14 protein-coding genes are annotated in these 17,763 nt (G+C 37.4%); 4 read left to right on the forward strand and 10 right to left on the reverse strand.

The features are described from left to right. Positions 1-29 precede the first annotated feature (29 nt). A complete protein-coding gene (locus tag IPM92_13785; protein ID MBK9109402.1) occupies positions 30-539 on the reverse strand; it encodes an OmpH family outer membrane protein in 510 nt (169 codons plus the stop codon). Between the two features lie 215 nt (positions 540-754). Between IPM92_13785 and IPM92_13790 the strand changes: the two genes are divergently transcribed. Together IPM92_13790 and IPM92_13795 are read left to right on the forward strand one after the other, a co-directional pair. Continuing rightward, positions 755-2,239, forward strand: a complete 1,485-nt coding sequence (locus IPM92_13790) for a histidine ammonia-lyase (GenBank protein MBK9109403.1) — start codon at positions 755-757, stop codon at positions 2,237-2,239. A gap of 307 nt (positions 2,240-2,546) precedes the next feature. After that, the gene (locus IPM92_13795; protein MBK9109404.1) at positions 2,547-3,482 is read left to right on the forward strand and encodes a M48 family metalloprotease; all 936 of its coding nucleotides are present in this window, start codon (positions 2,547-2,549) and stop codon (positions 3,480-3,482) included. A 229-nt stretch (positions 3,483-3,711) separates the two neighbouring features. On the opposite strand, the gene IPM92_13800 is transcribed toward IPM92_13795, so the two are convergent. Then, positions 3,712-4,611, reverse strand: coding sequence for a prohibitin family protein (locus IPM92_13800; GenBank protein ID MBK9109405.1), 900 nt, complete (start codon positions 4,609-4,611; stop codon positions 3,712-3,714). A gap of 146 nt (positions 4,612-4,757) precedes the next feature. Here IPM92_13800 and IPM92_13805 point away from each other — a divergent pair, with 146 nt between their 5' ends. Together IPM92_13805 and IPM92_13810 are read left to right on the forward strand one after the other, a co-directional pair. Next, complete coding sequence (locus IPM92_13805; GenBank protein MBK9109406.1) at positions 4,758-5,882, forward strand: glycosyltransferase family 4 protein; 1,125 nt, start codon at positions 4,758-4,760, stop codon at positions 5,880-5,882. A gap of 140 nt (positions 5,883-6,022) precedes the next feature. Then, complete coding sequence (locus tag IPM92_13810; GenBank protein ID MBK9109407.1) at positions 6,023-8,086, forward strand: hypothetical protein; 2,064 nt, start codon at positions 6,023-6,025, stop codon at positions 8,084-8,086. An 80-nt stretch (positions 8,087-8,166) separates the two neighbouring features. On the opposite strand, the gene IPM92_13815 is transcribed toward IPM92_13810, so the two are convergent. The 8 genes from IPM92_13815 to IPM92_13850 all read right to left on the reverse strand — a co-directional run bounded on the left by IPM92_13815 (position 8,167) and on the right by IPM92_13850 (position 17,760). Then, the gene (locus IPM92_13815) at positions 8,167-8,703 is read right to left on the reverse strand and encodes an RNA polymerase sigma factor (GenBank protein ID MBK9109408.1); all 537 of its coding nucleotides are present in this window, start codon (positions 8,701-8,703) and stop codon (positions 8,167-8,169) included. 180 nt (positions 8,704-8,883) lie between these two features. Further along, the gene (locus tag IPM92_13820; protein MBK9109409.1) at positions 8,884-9,987 is read right to left on the reverse strand and encodes an LptF/LptG family permease; all 1,104 of its coding nucleotides are present in this window, start codon (positions 9,985-9,987) and stop codon (positions 8,884-8,886) included. 1 nt (position 9,988) lies between these two features. After that, positions 9,989-11,125, reverse strand: coding sequence for a tRNA guanosine(34) transglycosylase Tgt (gene tgt / locus IPM92_13825; GenBank protein ID MBK9109410.1), 1,137 nt, complete (start codon positions 11,123-11,125; stop codon positions 9,989-9,991). Next, positions 11,125-12,513, reverse strand: a complete 1,389-nt coding sequence (gene rodA / locus IPM92_13830; protein MBK9109411.1) for a rod shape-determining protein RodA — start codon at positions 12,511-12,513, stop codon at positions 11,125-11,127. The genes tgt and rodA overlap by 1 nt, the downstream gene beginning before the upstream one ends. A gap of 4 nt (positions 12,514-12,517) precedes the next feature. Continuing rightward, complete coding sequence (locus tag IPM92_13835) at positions 12,518-12,916, reverse strand: SPOR domain-containing protein (GenBank protein ID MBK9109412.1); 399 nt, start codon at positions 12,914-12,916, stop codon at positions 12,518-12,520. After that, entirely contained in the window at positions 12,903-16,211 is a 3,309-nt protein-coding gene (secA, locus tag IPM92_13840; GenBank protein MBK9109413.1) for a preprotein translocase subunit SecA, read from the reverse strand. The genes IPM92_13835 and secA overlap by 14 nt, the downstream gene beginning before the upstream one ends. 155 nt (positions 16,212-16,366) lie before the next feature. After that, on the reverse strand, positions 16,367-16,996 hold the full coding sequence (locus IPM92_13845) for a hypothetical protein (GenBank protein ID MBK9109414.1): 630 nt from the start codon (positions 16,994-16,996) through the stop codon (positions 16,367-16,369). A gap of 11 nt (positions 16,997-17,007) precedes the next feature. After that, a complete protein-coding gene (locus tag IPM92_13850) occupies positions 17,008-17,760 on the reverse strand; it encodes a cyclase family protein (protein MBK9109415.1) in 753 nt (250 codons plus the stop codon). Positions 17,761-17,763 lie beyond the last annotated feature (3 nt).

Genomic DNA, 17,763 nt, shown 5'->3' on the forward strand with positions numbered 1-17,763 from the left:
AGTAAATTTATAAATATTTATATTCAATATTATTTTGTTTTGAGCTTTTTAAGGATTGCTTCTGTTTTATCCAAATCTTTATTGTAATACATGATGCCTGCAGTTCCACTTGTATCAAAAATCGCATCAAAGCTATTGGCTAAAGCAAAATCTTGAATGGCAGTATATACTTTGTCCTGAATAGGACGGACCAGATCCTGCCTTCTTTTAAATAATTCACCCTCTTCGCCAAATTTTTCTTTTTGCATTCTTCTTGCTTCTTTTTCTCTATTTGTTATTTCTTCTTCTTTGAGTTTGCGTTGTTCTTCTGTCAGCAATACCTGTTCTGCCTGATATTTGTTGTAAAGCGCTTTTATTTTGTCGTATTCTACGGCAATTTCCTGTTTCCACCCTGCTGCAACTCGATCGAGCTCTTCTTGTGCACTTCTGTACTCATCGAGATTGTCCAATACTTTATTTACATCTACAAGAGCAAATTTCTGGGCATAAAAGTTGGAAATCCCGGTAAAAAATAAAGCAATGATCAAAATGTATTTCATATGGTATAGTTTGAATTTCGTAAAACGTTCCATTTTCTCAAAAAGTGCACAAAAGTAAAGAATTTGAAAAATATGCATCTTTCTTTTGCAATTAAACTTTAAATCTGCTTTTCTGGTTTCTTAACCGGCGTATTTAACCCCATCTTAACCATAAACAGTCCTACATCGTTTTAGAAAATTAAGCCCCGCTTTAGCACCCCTTTTTATCTTTGGGCATGGATCAATTTGTAGAAATAAGTGAACATCCGGTCTCTCTAGCCCAAATCAGGGAGATCATTGACCAGGATCTGAAGCTCGTTATCGCCCCAAGTCAAATATTACATATTCAGACCCAGCGAAAACGCCTGGAAGACCTCATTCATGACGGCAACAAGGCTTATTACGGCGTTAATACCGGTTTTGGCGCTTTATGTAATGTCGTCATAGCGCCTGACCAGTTGGATGATTTACAAGCAAACTTGATCCGCTCTCATGCTTGCGGATTTGGTGAAAATGTTCCGGATGCTGTTGTCAAAATTTGCCTGCTGCTCAAAATTATTTGCCTTTCTAAGGGCTATTCTGCTGTAAGGCCCGAGTTGATTGCTTTTTTGATTGAATTGTACAATCGAAAACTATATCCTCAAATTCCATCTATGGGCTCACTGGGTGCTTCCGGTGATTTGGCACCTCTGGCCCATTTATTTTTGCCTTGTATCGGTGAGGGTCGTTTTATGATCGCCGGACAATCAAAAGAAGTTCAGGATTTGCTTCTTGAGCAAGGCTTGATCGCTCCTCAACTCAAAGCTAAGGAAGGTCTGGCTTTGTTAAATGGTACACAATACTCCCTGGCCTTACTGATTCACAATTTAATGACGGGTGAAAAGCTCTTTGAAATAGCAAATCTTACTGCTGCTCTTTCTTGCGAGGCTTTTAATTGTTCTACGCGTTTTTTACTTCCCGAAATCCATATTTTAAGAAACCAAAATGGGCAAATAGTTGCCGCGCAAAAAATCTCTTCCTGGATTGACAAAAGTGATTTGGAAAAAAGATCCGGGAAATCGGTTCAGGACCCCTACAGCTTCCGGTGTGCGCCTCAAGTTCATGGTGCTTGTTTAGATGTTTTAAATTTTGTCAAACAAACTGCCGAAAAGGAAATAAATGCAATTACTGATAATCCTATCTTGCTGAGTTCCGGTGAAATTGTTTCCGGTGGCAATTTTCATGCTGAGGTCCTTGCTTTTGCTTCCGACAACTTATCTCTGGCCTTGTGCGAGTTGGCAAATATTTCAGAAAGACGATTGTATCAATTGGTTTGTGGTTCAAGGGGTTTACCTGACTTTTTAACCAATAACCCAGGATTGAATTCAGGATATATGATCGTTCAATATGCGGCAGCGGCGGCGGTCAGTATGAATAAACAATTGGCTACGCCCAGCTCTGTTGATTCTATTATTTCATCAAAAGGGCAGGAAGATCACGTAAGTATGGCGGCTAATTCCGGATTGCGTTCACAGCAAATTTTGAAAAATGCATCTATGGTTTTGACGATGGAGTGGATGACTGCCAGTAGGGCTATGCATTTCAGAAAAGACTACTTTTTAGATCCTAAGATGGATAAAATCTTGAATCAATATCTTCAGTTATTTCCTATACAAGAATCTGATCATGTGCCCGCAATTCAATATGAATCCAGCTGGTCCTTTTTGAGTAATTTATTTTAATGCTTTATTTGGCCCTCAGGTGAATGCTTAAGGCTTATGTTTTTTTAAAATCCGTAGGTAAAACTTATTTCGATTTTCAAAAGCTATCGATTGAATATTATTGGTAAATTCTTCGAACACAAATCGAGACCGGCCGAAAACACTTAAACCCGCAATAACACCAAACTAAATTCCTCAAATATTAAAATTTCATTGGAATTTTACAAGTTCTCATTTCTTTTAAAAATCCAAACTGTTTTCAATCATAAAATTTCATTCGCCTTTATACCAAGCTATAAAAGCCCAATTATCATTAACTTTACATCATATGAAAAAATTAGTTCCATTTGGCGTTGCCTTGCTCGTTTTAAGTAGCTCATGTAAAACATTAAAATCTGGTTGGGACAACCTCAATCTCTTCCCTGTATCTCAGGATGTTGAACTGGGTAAACAGGTTCACCTTGAAATTGCAGGAAATCAAACCGAATTTCCTGAATTACCCGAAAAAGGAAATGAGGTGGTATACAGTTATGTGAGGAATATTGTACAAAAAATACTCAAAGGGGGAAATGTTGAATATGCAAACGATTTTGTTTGGGATGTTACCCTTATTAATGATTTAAAAACTTTAAATGCTTTTGCAACGCCCGGTGGATACATTTATATTTATACGGGTTTGATTAACTTTCTCGATTCCGAAGATCAATTGGCCGGTGTCATTGGCCACGAATTGGCCCATTCCGCCAAAAGACATAGCACTAAACAATTAAGCAAAAGCCTGGGCATTCAAATTCTTGCCGACGCCGCACTTGGTAAACAGGAAATGATCAAACAGGTGGCCACCGCCTTGTTAACTCTGAGTTTCAGCCGAGCTCATGAAACCCAAGCTGACAGCATGTCCGTTGTCTATTTGTGCCCGACGAACTACCATGCTGCCGGGGCATCTGGTTTCTTCAAAAAGATGGAAAATCAACCGGCTCCTCCGGCCTGGTTAAGTACTCACCCGAACTCTAAAGACAGAGTTCAAAATATTGAATCCAAAAACAAACAAATGGCTTGCGCCGGCACGCAAACCTATTCAAATGAATATGCCAAAATTAAAGAATTGGTTGCGAAAATTCCACCTGCTAAAAAATCAGATGTTAAAACGCTTCCTAAAGATCAGGGAACTCCAAATCCTCAGGATAAAACAAACACTCCAAAACCTGCCAACGATTCGGACAAACGTCAGAAAAAGTTAGAAAAACCTGGTGGCGGACTTTAGAAATTATAGTTATTGATAGTCTGCGTTTTCTTTGGCCTGTTAAAGATTTTTCCTGAAAATTATACTGCAATCAATCTTCGTACGAACACTGTCCAAATTCATGCCTTGTGACATACAAACACACCGGAAAAACTAAAAAAGTATTACAAAATAAACATCTAATTCATACTGTCAACCACAGAAAACAGAGAAAGAATAATCTCGAAACGATTTACTCCAAAAAAATCCACTATTTGCCGTCTATAATAACCGGAGTGTTTTTATCCATGACAATGACTTTTGAATTGCCCGAACTCACCAAATTCTGGTAGGTTTTAATCCATTCGTATTGAAGCTGTTTATCTGTCAGTGTTGCGTTAATAATTCTTTGGTAATCAGCAATCCCCTGTGCCTCCACGCGTTTGCGTTCTGCTTCTTGTTTTTCCTTTTGCAAAACATAGGTCATTTTCTGAGCGTCCTGCTCTGCTCTTATTTTTTCTTCAATTGACGCGCTTACAGATTGGGGCAATACAATATTTCTGACTAACAACTGTTCGAGTACAAGTCCGCGGGAATTAAAGTCTGCTTCTATACTTTTAAATATTTTCAACTGAAATTCATCTCTTTTCGTAGAGAACAACTCAATTGCTTGATAATAAACTGCGTTGTCCCGAATTTTGGTCCGTGCAATCGGTCTTACGATTTTATCAACATAATTGGTTCCAATTTCCTGGACAATTCTAGGCGCCTCAGATTTATTCATTCTAAAAAGGACGGTAAGATCTATGATCACTTCGAGTCCGTCATTAGTAAGCACGCGTATTGCATCATCTCCTACTTGTTTGTTTTCATCGTGAATACCGCTCATCGTATAATTTTGCGTTTTTACATCCATGCGGATTATTTCAACCAAAGGATTCACCACGTGCAAGCCACTTTCTAAAATATTCGGGTTCACTTTACCAAATAATTTTTGAACACCAATCCTACCTGCATCTATTTCAACAACGCTGGAAAGTAAAAAGCCAATAATAATAAAAGCAAGACCTGTCAATCGAATGATGCGCAAAGCACGGGTCATTCCTAAATCGGGATTTTTGATTAAAAAACCGATGAGCAACATTAATATACCAATAGAAATTAAAATCATAATTAAGGGTTTAGATTAATAAAACATTCAGCTATAGCCTAATGGTTCCGGCATTTCTTGAATTGCGACAAATTACGATAAATAGCCGATAAATTTAAAAATTCACCTGTTGAAACTACTACCTTTGGGCTTCATAAAATTTATGGATGCGTATAGGTGTTAATGCCCGATTTTTATTACCTGAAAAACTTGAAGGAATCGGATGGTATAGTTATCAGATATTAAAAAGGATGGTTGATCAACATCCAGAACATGAATATTTTTTCTTTTATGATCGCAAACAAAATAATTTACTCCTTCAACACCCATCCATCCATCACATCGTTGTTTCGCCTCCGGCAAGACATCCCTTATTATGGTACTTCTGGTTTGAATGGTCTTTGCCTGCTGCCTTCAAAAAAAATAAAATAAATTGCGTTTTCCATCCGGATGGATATTGTTCATTATCGGCAAATATTCCTCAGGTTATGGTTGTCCATGATTTGGCATATTTGCATTTTCCTGAACAGGTTCCCTTGCTCGTTAGAAAATATTATCAATATTTTGTACCCAGGCAAATAAAAAAAGCAAATCATTTGATTGCCGTGTCTAAGGCTACTGCTTCAGACATTGCTGAGCATTTCCCGGAGATGGCCTCAAAAATAAGTATTGGCTATAATGGCGTTCGTGAATGCTTTAAGCCTTTAGATGATGTACAACAAAAAGAAATTCGGCAACAATTTTCTCAGGGTGTTCCTTATTCTTTATTTGTAGGGGCTATTCATCCCAGAAAAAACGTGACGGGTCTGATTCATGCATTTGAAATTTTCAAAACAAATACAGGATCGGAAATGAAATTAATGATCGTTGGTCGCAAAGCCTGGTTCGTTCAAGATTTTGAAAAAACGATTAACACATCTGCTTTTAAAACCGATATTATACTTTTGGACTATATGCAAAGTTTGGAACTGGCAAAAATTACCGCCTCCGCATTTGCGGTTGTTCAGCCATCCTTTTTGGAAGGCTTTGGGGTTCCGGTTTTAGAGGCTTTAAACTGCGATATTCCGGTTTTAGTCGCAGATTGCTTTTCTTTGCCCGAAGTTGCAGGACCTGGAGCCTATTTATTTGATCCTTACAAACCTCCTGAAATTGCAGAACAGATGGAGATTGCTTTAAAAGATTCCCACCGCGCCGAAAAAATACAATTAGGCCGCACCCACAGGACCCAATTTGATTGGGACAAAAGCGCCGAAATAATATACTTTCAAATAATTTCTAATGCTAAAGCTTAGGAAAAATATGGCATGAAGCCTTGTTAACCAAATGAATGCCTTTTTGTTGCGTATGGTGAAATAGATTATATGTTAAATAGATTCATTGCTAAGGCATTAATATTATTATTTTCTTAAGTTTGTCTCCAAATCGTACCAACATGAAACAAATTTACTTAGTTCTTCTTTTGTGTCTGGGTATTTCGCTGGGAAATGCACAGTACTACTACCTGCCTTTTATTGGTGCAGGCCAGAATCCCGGCGGATTAAACAAAGATGCTGAATATCCACCCGGAGGTGGTCTTCCTGCTGGCTGGACTACCATATTAACCGGTCCGCGTAAAAGTGGAGATTGGTCTGCCATCCGCAATATTGGATTTCCATTTAAACTGAACGGAATTGATGTGACCCAATACAAGGTCAACACCAGCGGCGTTCTTACGTTTGCCACAGGTGATAACACCGTGATTGACTCTGCAAATACAGATCTTCCAAACGACAAAATTCCAAACAGATCAATTCTCGTTTGGGGTTTGAGATGTGTAGCCGGAGATTATGTAGTTACCAAAACTTTTGGTACAGCACCTAACAGACAGCACTGGATTACTTATAATTCATTCGGTGAAGAAAATTTGAAAACAGGCTGGATTTATATATCCATCGTTCTCGAAGAGACTACCAACAAAGTTTACATTGTAGATCAAAGGACCCAATGCGTAAATAACGGCGCAGTGTGTCAGGATAAAACAAGTTTAACTTTAGGAATACAGTTTGATAAAACTTCCGCAATTCAGGTGCAGGGTTCGCCCAACTATCAAAGTGTAAATACCAATAATTATTTACCTGACGATAATAGTTATTTTGAATTTGTTCAAGGCTCACAACCTGATGATGATGTGCTTGGTGTTCAACACAATTTAAGAAAATATTATCTTACCAAAGATTTTCCAATTTCTTTTACCGGCACTTTTGTTAATAGCGGTACTAGTACTATCACTAAATTGAATTATTCATACAATATCAATGATGGCGCTGTTGGCTCTGTATCTGCAGATATAGACAACTTAAATTTTGCACCCTTAAGTAAATTTACAGTGACTCATCCTACTCCAATTGCAATTGCAAATCCGGGCACGTATACTATTAAATCCTGGGTTAGTAAAATAAATAATAATGATCCGATTGCTGTTGCAGACGACACGATCCGTTCGGTGATTATTGTAAATGATTCAGCAGTTTTACGCAAATTGATGCACGAGAATTTCAGCTCTTCAACTTGTCCTCCATGTAAACCAGGAAATGAAATCTTACATGCTGTGGTTTCGCAATACGAAGGCAAATACACTGAGCTGACTTATCACTTTTACTTTCCCGGTACTGGAGATCCTTATTATACCAGCGAATGTGCTGCTAGAAGCACTTATTATGCAGGTATAAACGCAATCCCCGCTACATTACTTGATGGTAAAATAAATATCAATCCTAACGGGTATAATACAAGTATTTTTGAAGAATGGCAAGGAATTCCTGCATTCCATACAGTAAGCCCTTCCGGTACTGTAACTGGTCAAAAAATTGACATTAAAGTAGATGTAGGAGCCTTGATTCCTACCAGTGCTACTACCAGGTTGTATGTAGCCGTTGCTGAAAAAGTAACCTACCAAAACATTAAGAATAATGGGGAAACAGAATTCCCACACGTCATGAAAAAGATGATTCCTGATGCCAATGGAACTGTTGTTGGAGTCATTGATGCAAACGGTTCTAAGACTTTTAACTTTACATGGACTGCTCCCGGTGCTTATCGTTTACCATTAGATGCACAAGCGGCTAATATTATCAATCTTGCAACGGAACACAGCATTGAAGAATTTAATGATTTGGAAGTCTTCGCCTGGTTACAAGAAACAGATAAGTCTATTTTGCAATCCAATGTAGCTGATCTTGAGTTTGTTGTCGCTAACGATAATCCAATATCCCTAAAAGAAGTAAAAGCTTATCCTAGTTTGGCAAGTGATTATTTCTTTGTCGACATGAGTGCATTTGAAGATTCTGAAGAATTAAAAATCATGGTTGCTAATGAAACCGGAAATATTATTCATGCAGAAAAAACGGGATTAAAATCCTTGTTTATCAATGCAAGCAGCTGGACTGCTGGTCTATACTATGTAAAAGTTGTAGGTAAAAATGCTGAAGGCTTACAAAAAGTAATGATCGTTAAATAAAATAAATTGAATTCAAATAAAAAGGCCTCGTTTTCACGAGGCCTTTTTTATTGGTACTTTATTTTATATACTAACAAATGTTAGTTGTCTTGTGCTGCGATATCACTATAAATCCCGTAATGATTGCCAATCATGTTCTTCAACGCCTTGCGTGCAAAAAAGATTCTGCTCTTGACGGTCCCCAATGGAAGTTTTAATTCATCCGCAATTTCCTGATATTTAAATCCGTGATAATATCTCACAAATGGAATCCGCAAACTATCATCCAAACTTTCTACCATTCCGTTGAGTTCTTTCATCATGATATCGGAATCCGCGCGGTTCTGAACCGCATTGCTCATCGAGTTGATATAATACTGGTTTTCACTATTATCACTGACAATTCCACCCTTAACTTTCCTGCGATAGTTATTGATGAATATGTTTTTCATAATGGTAATCAACCAGGCCTTAAAATTGGTGCCCGTTTGAAATTTCTCTTTATTGGATAATGCCCGGAAGGCCGTTTCCTGACAAAGATCTTTCGCGTCCTCTTCATCGCGTGTTAAACTAAAAGCAAAATTTTGTAAAGTTTGCGTTTGCTTGTCTAAAAGATTATAAAATTCTACCGTTGACATGGCGTTTATTTTCCTCAAATGTATTATTCTGTTTAATGTATTCCAAGAAATACTTAGACAAAATCTGTTAAATAAATACTAAAGTCGACAAAAACATCCTATTCGTTTCACTATCAATTAATTATCTCAAGGATATAATTTCGCGAGTGTTCAGTCTCCATTGAATCTTCAGCCTCTTTTTCACTTTTGGGCTCTTTTTAGCAACATAAAGCCCACAGTAAGGAATATTAAATTGGGAATCCACAAGGCCAATCCCGTCGGTAAAACCTCATTGCTTGCAAAAGTGAGAGACATCTTAGATAAAAAGATGAATACAACCCCGAGAATAATTCCTGCTGCTAAATGTAAACCCAATCCGCCCCTCACTTTCCTGCTGGCGATGCAAACCCCGATAAAACTAAGAATAAGAGTAGTAAAAGGATCCGCCGTTCGCCGGTAGAATTCAATTTCATATGCTTTGGTTATTCCTGATCCCTTTTTCGTTTCTCTTTCGATAAACTCCATTAATTCCGGAGTCGTAAGCATGTCTTTTTCATTTGAAATGAAAACAAAGTCTGCTGGAGATAAATGGATGGCACTATCCATTTTTTGACCCATTTGTATTTCTAATATTTCAGAACTATCCCCAATGGTTCTGATTTCATAATCCTGCAAGGTCCAAATATTGGGTTCGGCTTTCCACTTTATGGATTTCGCCTTAAAGATCATTTCTATTTTTTCGCCATTGAACTTCTCCATTTGAAAATCCAATCCGGAGCTATCCATATTTTGATAATGTCTGATAAAGGCCGTCACGTCCGGTGCCACAAACAAATGTACGTTTCGATCTCTGTTCTTAATGTTTCCGGGTTTAATATAAGTATTATCAAATGTTCTGAGTGCTTTATTAGATTGTGGGATCACAAAATGATTGCTTGTTAAATGAAGGCCGGTAAATATCGCCCCTGAAAATAAAAAAGGCCATAGCAAACGGTTAAAGCTTATCCCTGCACTCAACATTGGGATAATTTCAGTTTGGCCTGCCATCCTGGAAGTGAAAAAAGTAACGGTGATGAGTCCATAAAGTGGAAACAATAATGAATGAATCCAGGGGATGAAGTTGAAATAATAATTTTTAATAATATACCAGGCACTTAGATCTTTTGAAAGAAATTTTTCTATTTTTTCGCTAAGATCAAAGACAACAGACACTAAAGAAAACAATAACATGATAAATAAAAAAGTAAAGACATACTTTTTTATAATATACCTATCGAGGATCCTAAAATAATTTGTCAACTTCAAATTAGATTCTTTTATGAATGCGCAGAAGTATTTCTTTTTTCCAGTTCACAAAGTTATTTTCCCTCATGTTTATTCTGGCTTCTTCCATCAACCAAGTATAAAATCTCAAATTTTGTAAACTTGCTATTTGTGCCGCCAGCATTTCTCCGGCATAAAACAAATGCCTCAGGTAGGCCTTGGAATGGAGTTGACTGGTATTTAAATCCAATAGCGGATCTATTGGGCTCAGGTCATCCTTCCATTTTGCGTTTCGAATATTGATAATGCCTTGTGTGGTATATAGAATTCCGTGTCTTGCATTGCGCGTGGGCAAAACACAATCGAACATATCAATTCCTAGTTCAATTGCATCGAGTAAGTTCTTTGGTGTGCCAACACCCATTAAATATCGTGCACTCGTTTGCGGTAAGACCTCTCCTGCTAGTTTCACAAGTCTAAGTAGATCTGACTCCGGTTCTCCCACTGAAAGTCCTCCAATTGCATAAATCGGACTCCTGATGTTCTGTATATACATCAGCGATTTTTCACGAAGATCGTCGTATACAGAGCCCTGCGCTATTGGGACAAAACATTGCTCAAATCCATATAAGGGTTTTGTATTTTCGGAATGCTGATAGCCGATTTCCAGCCATTGATGTGTTAAGTCCATAGACTTCTGAGCATATTTCCGTTCACAAGGATATGGTGGGCATTCATCTAGTGCCATCATAATATCTGAGCCGAAAATTCTTTGGGTATCCACAACACTCGCCGGCGTGAACAAATGTTTGGAACCATCTATATGAGAATAAAACCAAACGCCCTCATGGCTTATTTTTCTACTTGAGCTAAGGGAAAAAACCTGGTATCCTCCACTATCTGTCAGCAAAACATGATTCCAATGAATAAAGGAATGCAAGCCTCCGGCTTTTGCTAATATTTCCAATCCGGGCCGTAGATATAAATGATAGGTATTGCCCAAAATAATTTTAGTTCGAACAGCTGTTATTAACTCCTCCTGATGTACTGCCTTGACTGTGCCCGCAGTTCCAACAGGCATAAACACCGGTGTATCAATGGTTCCATGTTCCGTTTCAAGGATTCCACATCTCGCAGCAGAATCTGTGCATTGGTGACTCAAAGAAAATTTTACCGCCATTAAGCTTTACTTTGCATTTTGAACAATACACCCAACATTAAAGAAAAGCCTATCAATGCTGAACCACCCTTACTTATAAAAGGCAAAGGAATACCTACAATTGGAAACAAACCAACGGTCATGCCTATATTGATAATGACATGAAATAATAGGAGTCCTGCAACGCATGTGGCAAAACTTGATACAAATTTTTTCTCCGCCCGCTCTCCAATGGTAAATAATCTAAAAATCAACACGGCAAATAAAATTACTACCGTGATACTTCCAATAAAACCGTGTTCTTCACCTATCGAACTAAAAATAAAATCTGTTGATTGCTCTGGTACAAATTTTAATTTGGTCATATTGCCCTCCAGAAATCCTTTTCCCGCGAAACCACCAGCACCAATAGCAACTTTTGATTGTAAGACATTATATAGAGAACCTCTTGGATCGCATTCTTCCGGTTTCAACCACACTTTGATTCTTTCTTGTTGATGCGGTTCTAGTTTTTCGATAAATGAAACAGAGAAATAAGATACCAACCACAAAAAGCCTATACTCACCGGGATGACCAAGGCAAGAGCCTCTTCTTTTGATTTCCACAAATAAATAACAGCACCGAGTAAAGGGATGCCTGATAAAATGAGCAGCTTATCAATCCCCAAGATAATACCACAGCCGGCCAATAAAATTGTGATGAACAAAAGTAAAACCCATTTATATTTAAATGATTTCGCAAACCCCCATGCAACGATCAAGCCTAAAAATATCAAGCCTGCTAATATCCATGAAATGGGAAATAGAAAAGATAATATAAATACAGCTATTAGCAATAGAACACTTAAAAAATATAAAGCATTCAAGCCCTCTAGGTAAAGTAATATAAAAAATGAAAAAAAAGTCAATGCAGATCCGGCATCCGGTTGCAATAAAATTAAGAGTACCGGTGCTAAAATAATTCCGAAAGAAATCCCTTGAAAATATAGTTGCTTTAAATTTGTTTTATAAAAAGTCATAAATGAGCTCAACGCTAACGCAGTGCCGAATTTTGCAAATTCTGCCGGTTGAAAGGAAAAGCCACCAAAATTAAACCAGGCTTTGGCTCCTTTAACTTCTGTGCCAACTATCAAAACGAGAACTAACAATAGGAGCGAAACGGCATAGATCAGATAAGAAAATGTATGCCAAAATTTTTCGCTGATCGCTTGTGAAATACCAAACACCAATAAAGCAACGAGCAAATAAAAAGATTGTTTGGTAATAGGATTTTCCAGATTCAATAAATCCATTCCGGAAATTTGAGTATAACTCACCGAATAAATAGCGAGCCATCCAATGACCAGTAAACTCAAATAAAGCCCAATGGTTATCCAATCATAATATCCCGTGATTCGATTTCGAAGCATAAAGCTACAATTCTTCGTATGCCACTTTATCCATAGATAAAAAAGCTTCCGGAAATTTTTTCTTTACTGCATCTAACGCTTGATTTGCTTCCGTTCTTGTGAGGAATGCACCAGCTCTTAAATAATAATATGGTTCTTTATATTCCCATTTTACCTTATAGTCAAATTGATTTTGAAATTTGACTTTTGTTTGTTCCATTAACCTTCTGTCTGTGGTTGTGGTAACTGCAATTCTCCATCCACTTAAGTGGGTTACTGAACTATTGTTCCGGATATATTTTTCCATTTCTCTTGAAACAGTAGGATCTTCTTTTATGATGATGTTGGTTTGCCCTTTTAAAATAGGTCCGCAGAGTATTAAAGAAATCCAAATTAGTTTGATACTGTTATTATATATTGCCATGACAATTTTTAAATTTTTTACCACTTCCGCAAGGACACATATCATTCCTTCCTACTTTGGGTATCGTGTTTCTTATGGTTTGTTGTGCTTGTGCTGCTGCATTACCGGCAGATTCTGCAGCGCGTTTCATATTTTCCTCCGCCCTGCTGGTTCGCGTTTTACTATAATCTGTTTTTTGTGCTTTTGCTTCGGTGACTTGTTGATCTACGGAAAACAATAGTCTGGACTTCGCAAGGAAAGAAGTAATTTCCTGATTCATTTTATAAACCAACTGTTCAAAAAGTTTAAATGCCTCCAGCTTATAAATGACCAGGGGATCTTTTTGCTCAAAGCTTGCAGCTTGTACAGATTCTTTCAATTCATCCATATTTCGCAGGTGTTCTTTCCAATTGTGATCTAGCTTTATCAATGCAATTGTTTTTTCAATATCGCGCATGATGCTTTGACCTGCGGAATCCATTGCTTCGGCCATTTCAACACCAATAGGGATTGGCTCTGTGTGCCCATCCGTTATAGGAATGGCTACCCTTTGATATTTGTTGCCTTCATTTTGTTTTACATTTTTGATCAAGGGCATTAAAACCTCTATAAATTGTTCTTCTTTCTTTTGATACCACTCAAAAAATTGCTTGTTAATTTCGTTTATAATTTCGTGATCGCGGGATTCATTAAAAAAAGATTTATCCATTTGTGGTTCAAATCCTAAAACGCCAATGACATCATATTCAAAGCTTTCATAATCATGATTTGCTTTGTGCCGTGCTAACAGTTGTTCGATCGTAGAATGAAACATATAACTCAGATCTACGGTCAGGCGATCGCCATAAAGAGCGTGATTTCGTTTTTTATAAATAGCCTCGCGTTGAATATTCATGACGTCATCATATTCAAGCAATCTCTTCCGAATTCCAAAGTTGTTTTCTTCGACTTTCTTCTGAGCTCTTTCGATAGATTTCGTAACCATAGGATGCTGTAGCACTTCTCCTTCTTTGTGGCCTAATTTATCCATGATAGAGGTAATCCTGTCAGAATTAAATAACCGCATTAAATTATCTTCAAAAGAAACAAAAAACTGACTCGATCCCGGATCTCCTTGTCTTCCGGCACGTCCCCTAAGCTGCCTGTCGACCCTTCTTGATTCATGTCTTTCGGTTCCTATAATAGCGAGTCCGCCGGCCTTTTTGACTTGATCAGATATTTTGATATCCGTACCCCGGCCCGCCATATTCGTAGCGATGGTTACCTTGCCAGGGTGTCCGGCTTCTGCAACGATTTCTGCTTCGCGTTGATGTTGTTTTGCATTTAAAACATTGTGAGGAATGCCTCTGAGTTGAAGCATTCTGCTTAATTTTTCAGAAATATCAACAGATGTTGTACCTACAAGGACAGGCCGCCCTTTGGATGTACAATCTGAAATTTCGTCTATGACTGCATTGTATTTTTCTCTGGATGTTTTATAAACCAAATCTTCTCTGTCATCTCTTACAATTTGTTTGTTTGTAGGAATCACGACCACATCAAGTTTATAAATTTGCCACAACTCGCCGGCCTCTGTTTCGGCGGTACCAGTCATCCCTGCCAACTTATGGTACATCCGGAAATAATTCTGTAGCGTTATCGTGGCATAAGTTTGTGTTAGTTCTCCAACTTTTACATTTTCTTTAGCTTCGATGGCCTGATGTAATCCATCTGAATATCGTCTCCCTTCCAATAATCTACCGGTCCCCTCATCTACGATTTTTACATGGCCTTCAATAACGACATAATCTTCATCTATTTCAAAAAGGGTGTATGCTTTGAGTAATTGACTTACACAATGTAATCTTTTAGATTTTATAGAAAAATCATCCAGGACTTTTTCCTTTGCTTTTGTTTGTTCCTCGCGGTTCAATTGATCATTACTTTCAATCATATTGATTTCATCTGATAAATCAGGAATCAGGAAAAAGTTATTATCAGATTCCCCATTACACAAAAAATCAATACCCAACGCGGTCAATTCAACCTGTCTGTTTTTTTCATCTATGGTAAATAATAAAGGTTCATCAGCAACCCGCATATTTTTGGATTGCTCTTGCATATAATAGTTCTCCGTTTTATGCAGCACATTCCGAATTCCATCTTCACTTAAATATTTTATAAGAGGCCTTGATTTTGGCATGGCCCTGTAGGCCCTAAACAAAGCCAAACCGCCTTCTCCTGCCTGATGTCCTGTAGATCCTTCCGTAATGAGCTTGCGCGCATCTGTGAGGTACATGGTAGACAATCTTCTTTGTTCGTTAATAAGTTTTTCAACTTTTGGTTTTAATACATTGTATTCCTGACTCTCTTCATCGAGATCAACCGGTCCTGATATAATCAACGGAGTCCTGGCATCATCTATTAAAACGCTATCGACTTCATCCACCATGGCATAATGATGTTTTCCCTGAACTTTTTCGTCGACACTGCGAACCATATTATCTCTGAGATAATCAAATCCAAATTCATTATTAGTACCATAAGTAATATGGCAATTGTAAGCATTTTTTCGCTGAATAGAGTTTGGTTTGTATTTGTCAATGCAATCAACGGTCAATAACAAAAATTCAAAAATGGGACCAACCCACTCACTATCTCTTCTGGCCAGGTAGTCGTTTACCGTTACGATATGAACACCTTCTCCGGTCAGGCCATTTAAATATGCAGGCAAGGTGGCGACTAGGGTTTTGCCTTCTCCTGTAGCCATCTCTGCTATTTTACCATCATGCAACACCATTCCGCCAATTAATTGCACATCGTAGTGAACCATATTCCAAACGACTTCTCCACCGCCTGCTGTCCAGCTATTTGCATAGCTGGCATATTCCCCATCTAATTTGATATAGGGTTTGGTTACTGCGAGATTTCTGTCGTGTTCTGTTGCTTTCACGCGCAACGTTTGGTTCTCTGTAAATCGCTTTGCGGTTTCTTTAACAACGGCGAATGCTTCAGGTAAGAGTTCCTTCAGAATTTCTTCAATTTGTTGATCGCGTTGCTTTATCGTTTGGTCAATTTGATTGTATATGTCTTCCTTGGCGAATACATCTTCAGTTTCATCGGAAGATTTTCTCAAAGCAGAAAGTTCTTCATCAATAACGCTTAGTTGCGTTTTTATCCGTTCGCGAAATTCAATAGTCTTCTGCCTGAGCGCATCATTGTCTAAATGAAGCAGCCCTTTTGTTGCTTCGTGAACCTCGTCAATTCTACCTGAATAAGACTGTACATCTTTATCTTGTTTCGTGCCAAAAATCTTCTTTAATATACTTCCAAACATGTCTGAAATTTACAAAATTATATCATATCTCACAAATCATTCCAGCCCAAATAATTATGTCAATTTGTCAGAATGTTGCTCTAAAAACTCCATTTAAGTCAAAAAAGGGGCTTGTGCTCTTGTTTTTCAAGTATAAAACGACAAAAAGGCCATATTTATTTAGGCGCTTTGATTTCCTTAAAAGCATTCCAAATATGGCGGGTCTGTAAAAATAAAAACAATAAAAATCCAATTCCGAAAAAGCTATTCCGAATGATTTCAAAGTAAGTCCGAAATTCTGTATAAAACGGAATTATATAAAAAATTAAAATTGCATTAAAAAAAAGAGCTCCCAATAATAAAAGGACCACCACGGCCAATCCTTTTTTTTCTTTTAAATAATTCTGTTGAAAGAGCAAAGAAAACAATGTTCTTCTATATTTTTTATCTTCAGGAACTAATTTTACAAGTTCTTTATAGATCAAAATTGCTTTCTTATTTTGATTGCTGTTGAGATATGCTTTTGCTTTCCAAAATATAGTTTCCAAATAAAAGAACCTGATACTTTCTTCAAATTTTTCATGATTTAATATTTCTTCCAATAATAGATCTGCTTCTTTATGTAAAGATGTATATTCATCCATAAAATAAAGTGCTTTTATAAAATCATGCTTAATTTCAATGTATTCCGCAAAGTCTAGTTGTGCAATTTCCAAGCGATGGGCTTTGTAGAAAAAATAATACTCGTAGTAGGCCTTTTGAGGCAATTTTTTAAATTGTAAGTAAACTGTTCTTGTTTCCGGCATCGCTAAATTTATCAATAGCTATGGATAGAAAAAAGCACTGGTCGCGATGGCGCTGCGTCTGATTCTATTGCTGCTACTTGTAGATTCAATAAATAATATCCGTCTTGAATCTGATCTGGAATAAATACCAATTCTGTAATGGTACAATGTAATTTCCGTTGTTCACTCCAAAAAATATGATGACAAGCCAGCAGCCCGTCATCCATTTCTTTATCTACAGACGGTAGGTCAATTAGTAAATGCTTATAGCCCCTTTCTACCAACCACTTCATGGCTTCCGGATCTACAAAGGGAGGATTGGTGCCTGAATAATGCCTGGATTTTTTTTGCTCATCGTTAGGTAGTGTACGAATGATTAAAAAATCAGTTTGCTGAATTTCGGCCATTAATAATTCCAAGCTGGATTTTAGTATTGACCGGTCTCCATTTTCAGATTGTGTTGGGTAAACAGAAAGCAAACATGCGATCCCAAAAAAATCTTTGAAAATTCCATTGACACTCTCTCTGTTTTCAGAGATATGTCCAATTCCTTCCGTGTGAGTTCCGCCTCCATGAAAATTTATAAAACTATTGTAAAAATTTACGGGTCCGCCTTGTTTCACGCTTCCAATAAAATCTCCACTCTTCACTGCTTGTGAATTATAAAAAGGTGCATAAAAACAATTAACCTGATGATATTCCTCTTTAAATGAAATGGAAATGTCTATTCCTTCATCCAGGTTTGCAGTATATTCGGTTTGATTCCAGGAAAATTTGATCTCCATAGT

It is taken from the genome of Saprospiraceae bacterium, from assembly GCA_016719615.1.
GTDB lineage: Bacteria > Bacteroidota > Bacteroidia > Chitinophagales > Saprospiraceae > Vicinibacter.

Excerpts from the sequence above, each read along its gene's own strand:
- rodA (MBK9109411.1), bottom strand. The coding sequence starts at position 12,513 with ATGCTTCGAAATCGAATCACGGGATATTATGATTGGATAACCATTGGG.
- IPM92_13785 (MBK9109402.1), bottom strand. The coding sequence starts at position 539 with ATGAAATACATTTTGATCATTGCTTTATTTTTTACCGGGATTTCCAAC.
- IPM92_13810 (MBK9109407.1), top strand. The coding sequence starts at position 6,023 with ATGAAACAAATTTACTTAGTTCTTCTTTTGTGTCTGGGTATTTCGCTG.
- IPM92_13790 (MBK9109403.1), top strand. The coding sequence starts at position 755 with ATGGATCAATTTGTAGAAATAAGTGAACATCCGGTCTCTCTAGCCCAA.
- IPM92_13845 (MBK9109414.1), bottom strand. The coding sequence starts at position 16,996 with ATGCCGGAAACAAGAACAGTTTACTTACAATTTAAAAAATTGCCTCAA.
- IPM92_13850 (MBK9109415.1), bottom strand. The coding sequence starts at position 17,760 with ATGGAGATCAAATTTTCCTGGAATCAAACCGAATATACTGCAAACCTG.
- secA (MBK9109413.1), bottom strand. The coding sequence starts at position 16,211 with ATGTTTGGAAGTATATTAAAGAAGATTTTTGGCACGAAACAAGATAAA.
- IPM92_13805 (MBK9109406.1), top strand. The coding sequence starts at position 4,758 with ATGCGTATAGGTGTTAATGCCCGATTTTTATTACCTGAAAAACTTGAA.
- tgt (MBK9109410.1), bottom strand. The coding sequence starts at position 11,125 with ATGGCGGTAAAATTTTCTTTGAGTCACCAATGCACAGATTCTGCTGCG.
- IPM92_13835 (MBK9109412.1), bottom strand. The coding sequence starts at position 12,916 with ATGGCAATATATAATAACAGTATCAAACTAATTTGGATTTCTTTAATA.
- IPM92_13800 (MBK9109405.1), bottom strand. The coding sequence starts at position 4,611 with ATGATTTTAATTTCTATTGGTATATTAATGTTGCTCATCGGTTTTTTA.
- IPM92_13795 (MBK9109404.1), top strand. The coding sequence starts at position 2,547 with ATGAAAAAATTAGTTCCATTTGGCGTTGCCTTGCTCGTTTTAAGTAGC.
- IPM92_13815 (MBK9109408.1), bottom strand. The coding sequence starts at position 8,703 with ATGTCAACGGTAGAATTTTATAATCTTTTAGACAAGCAAACGCAAACT.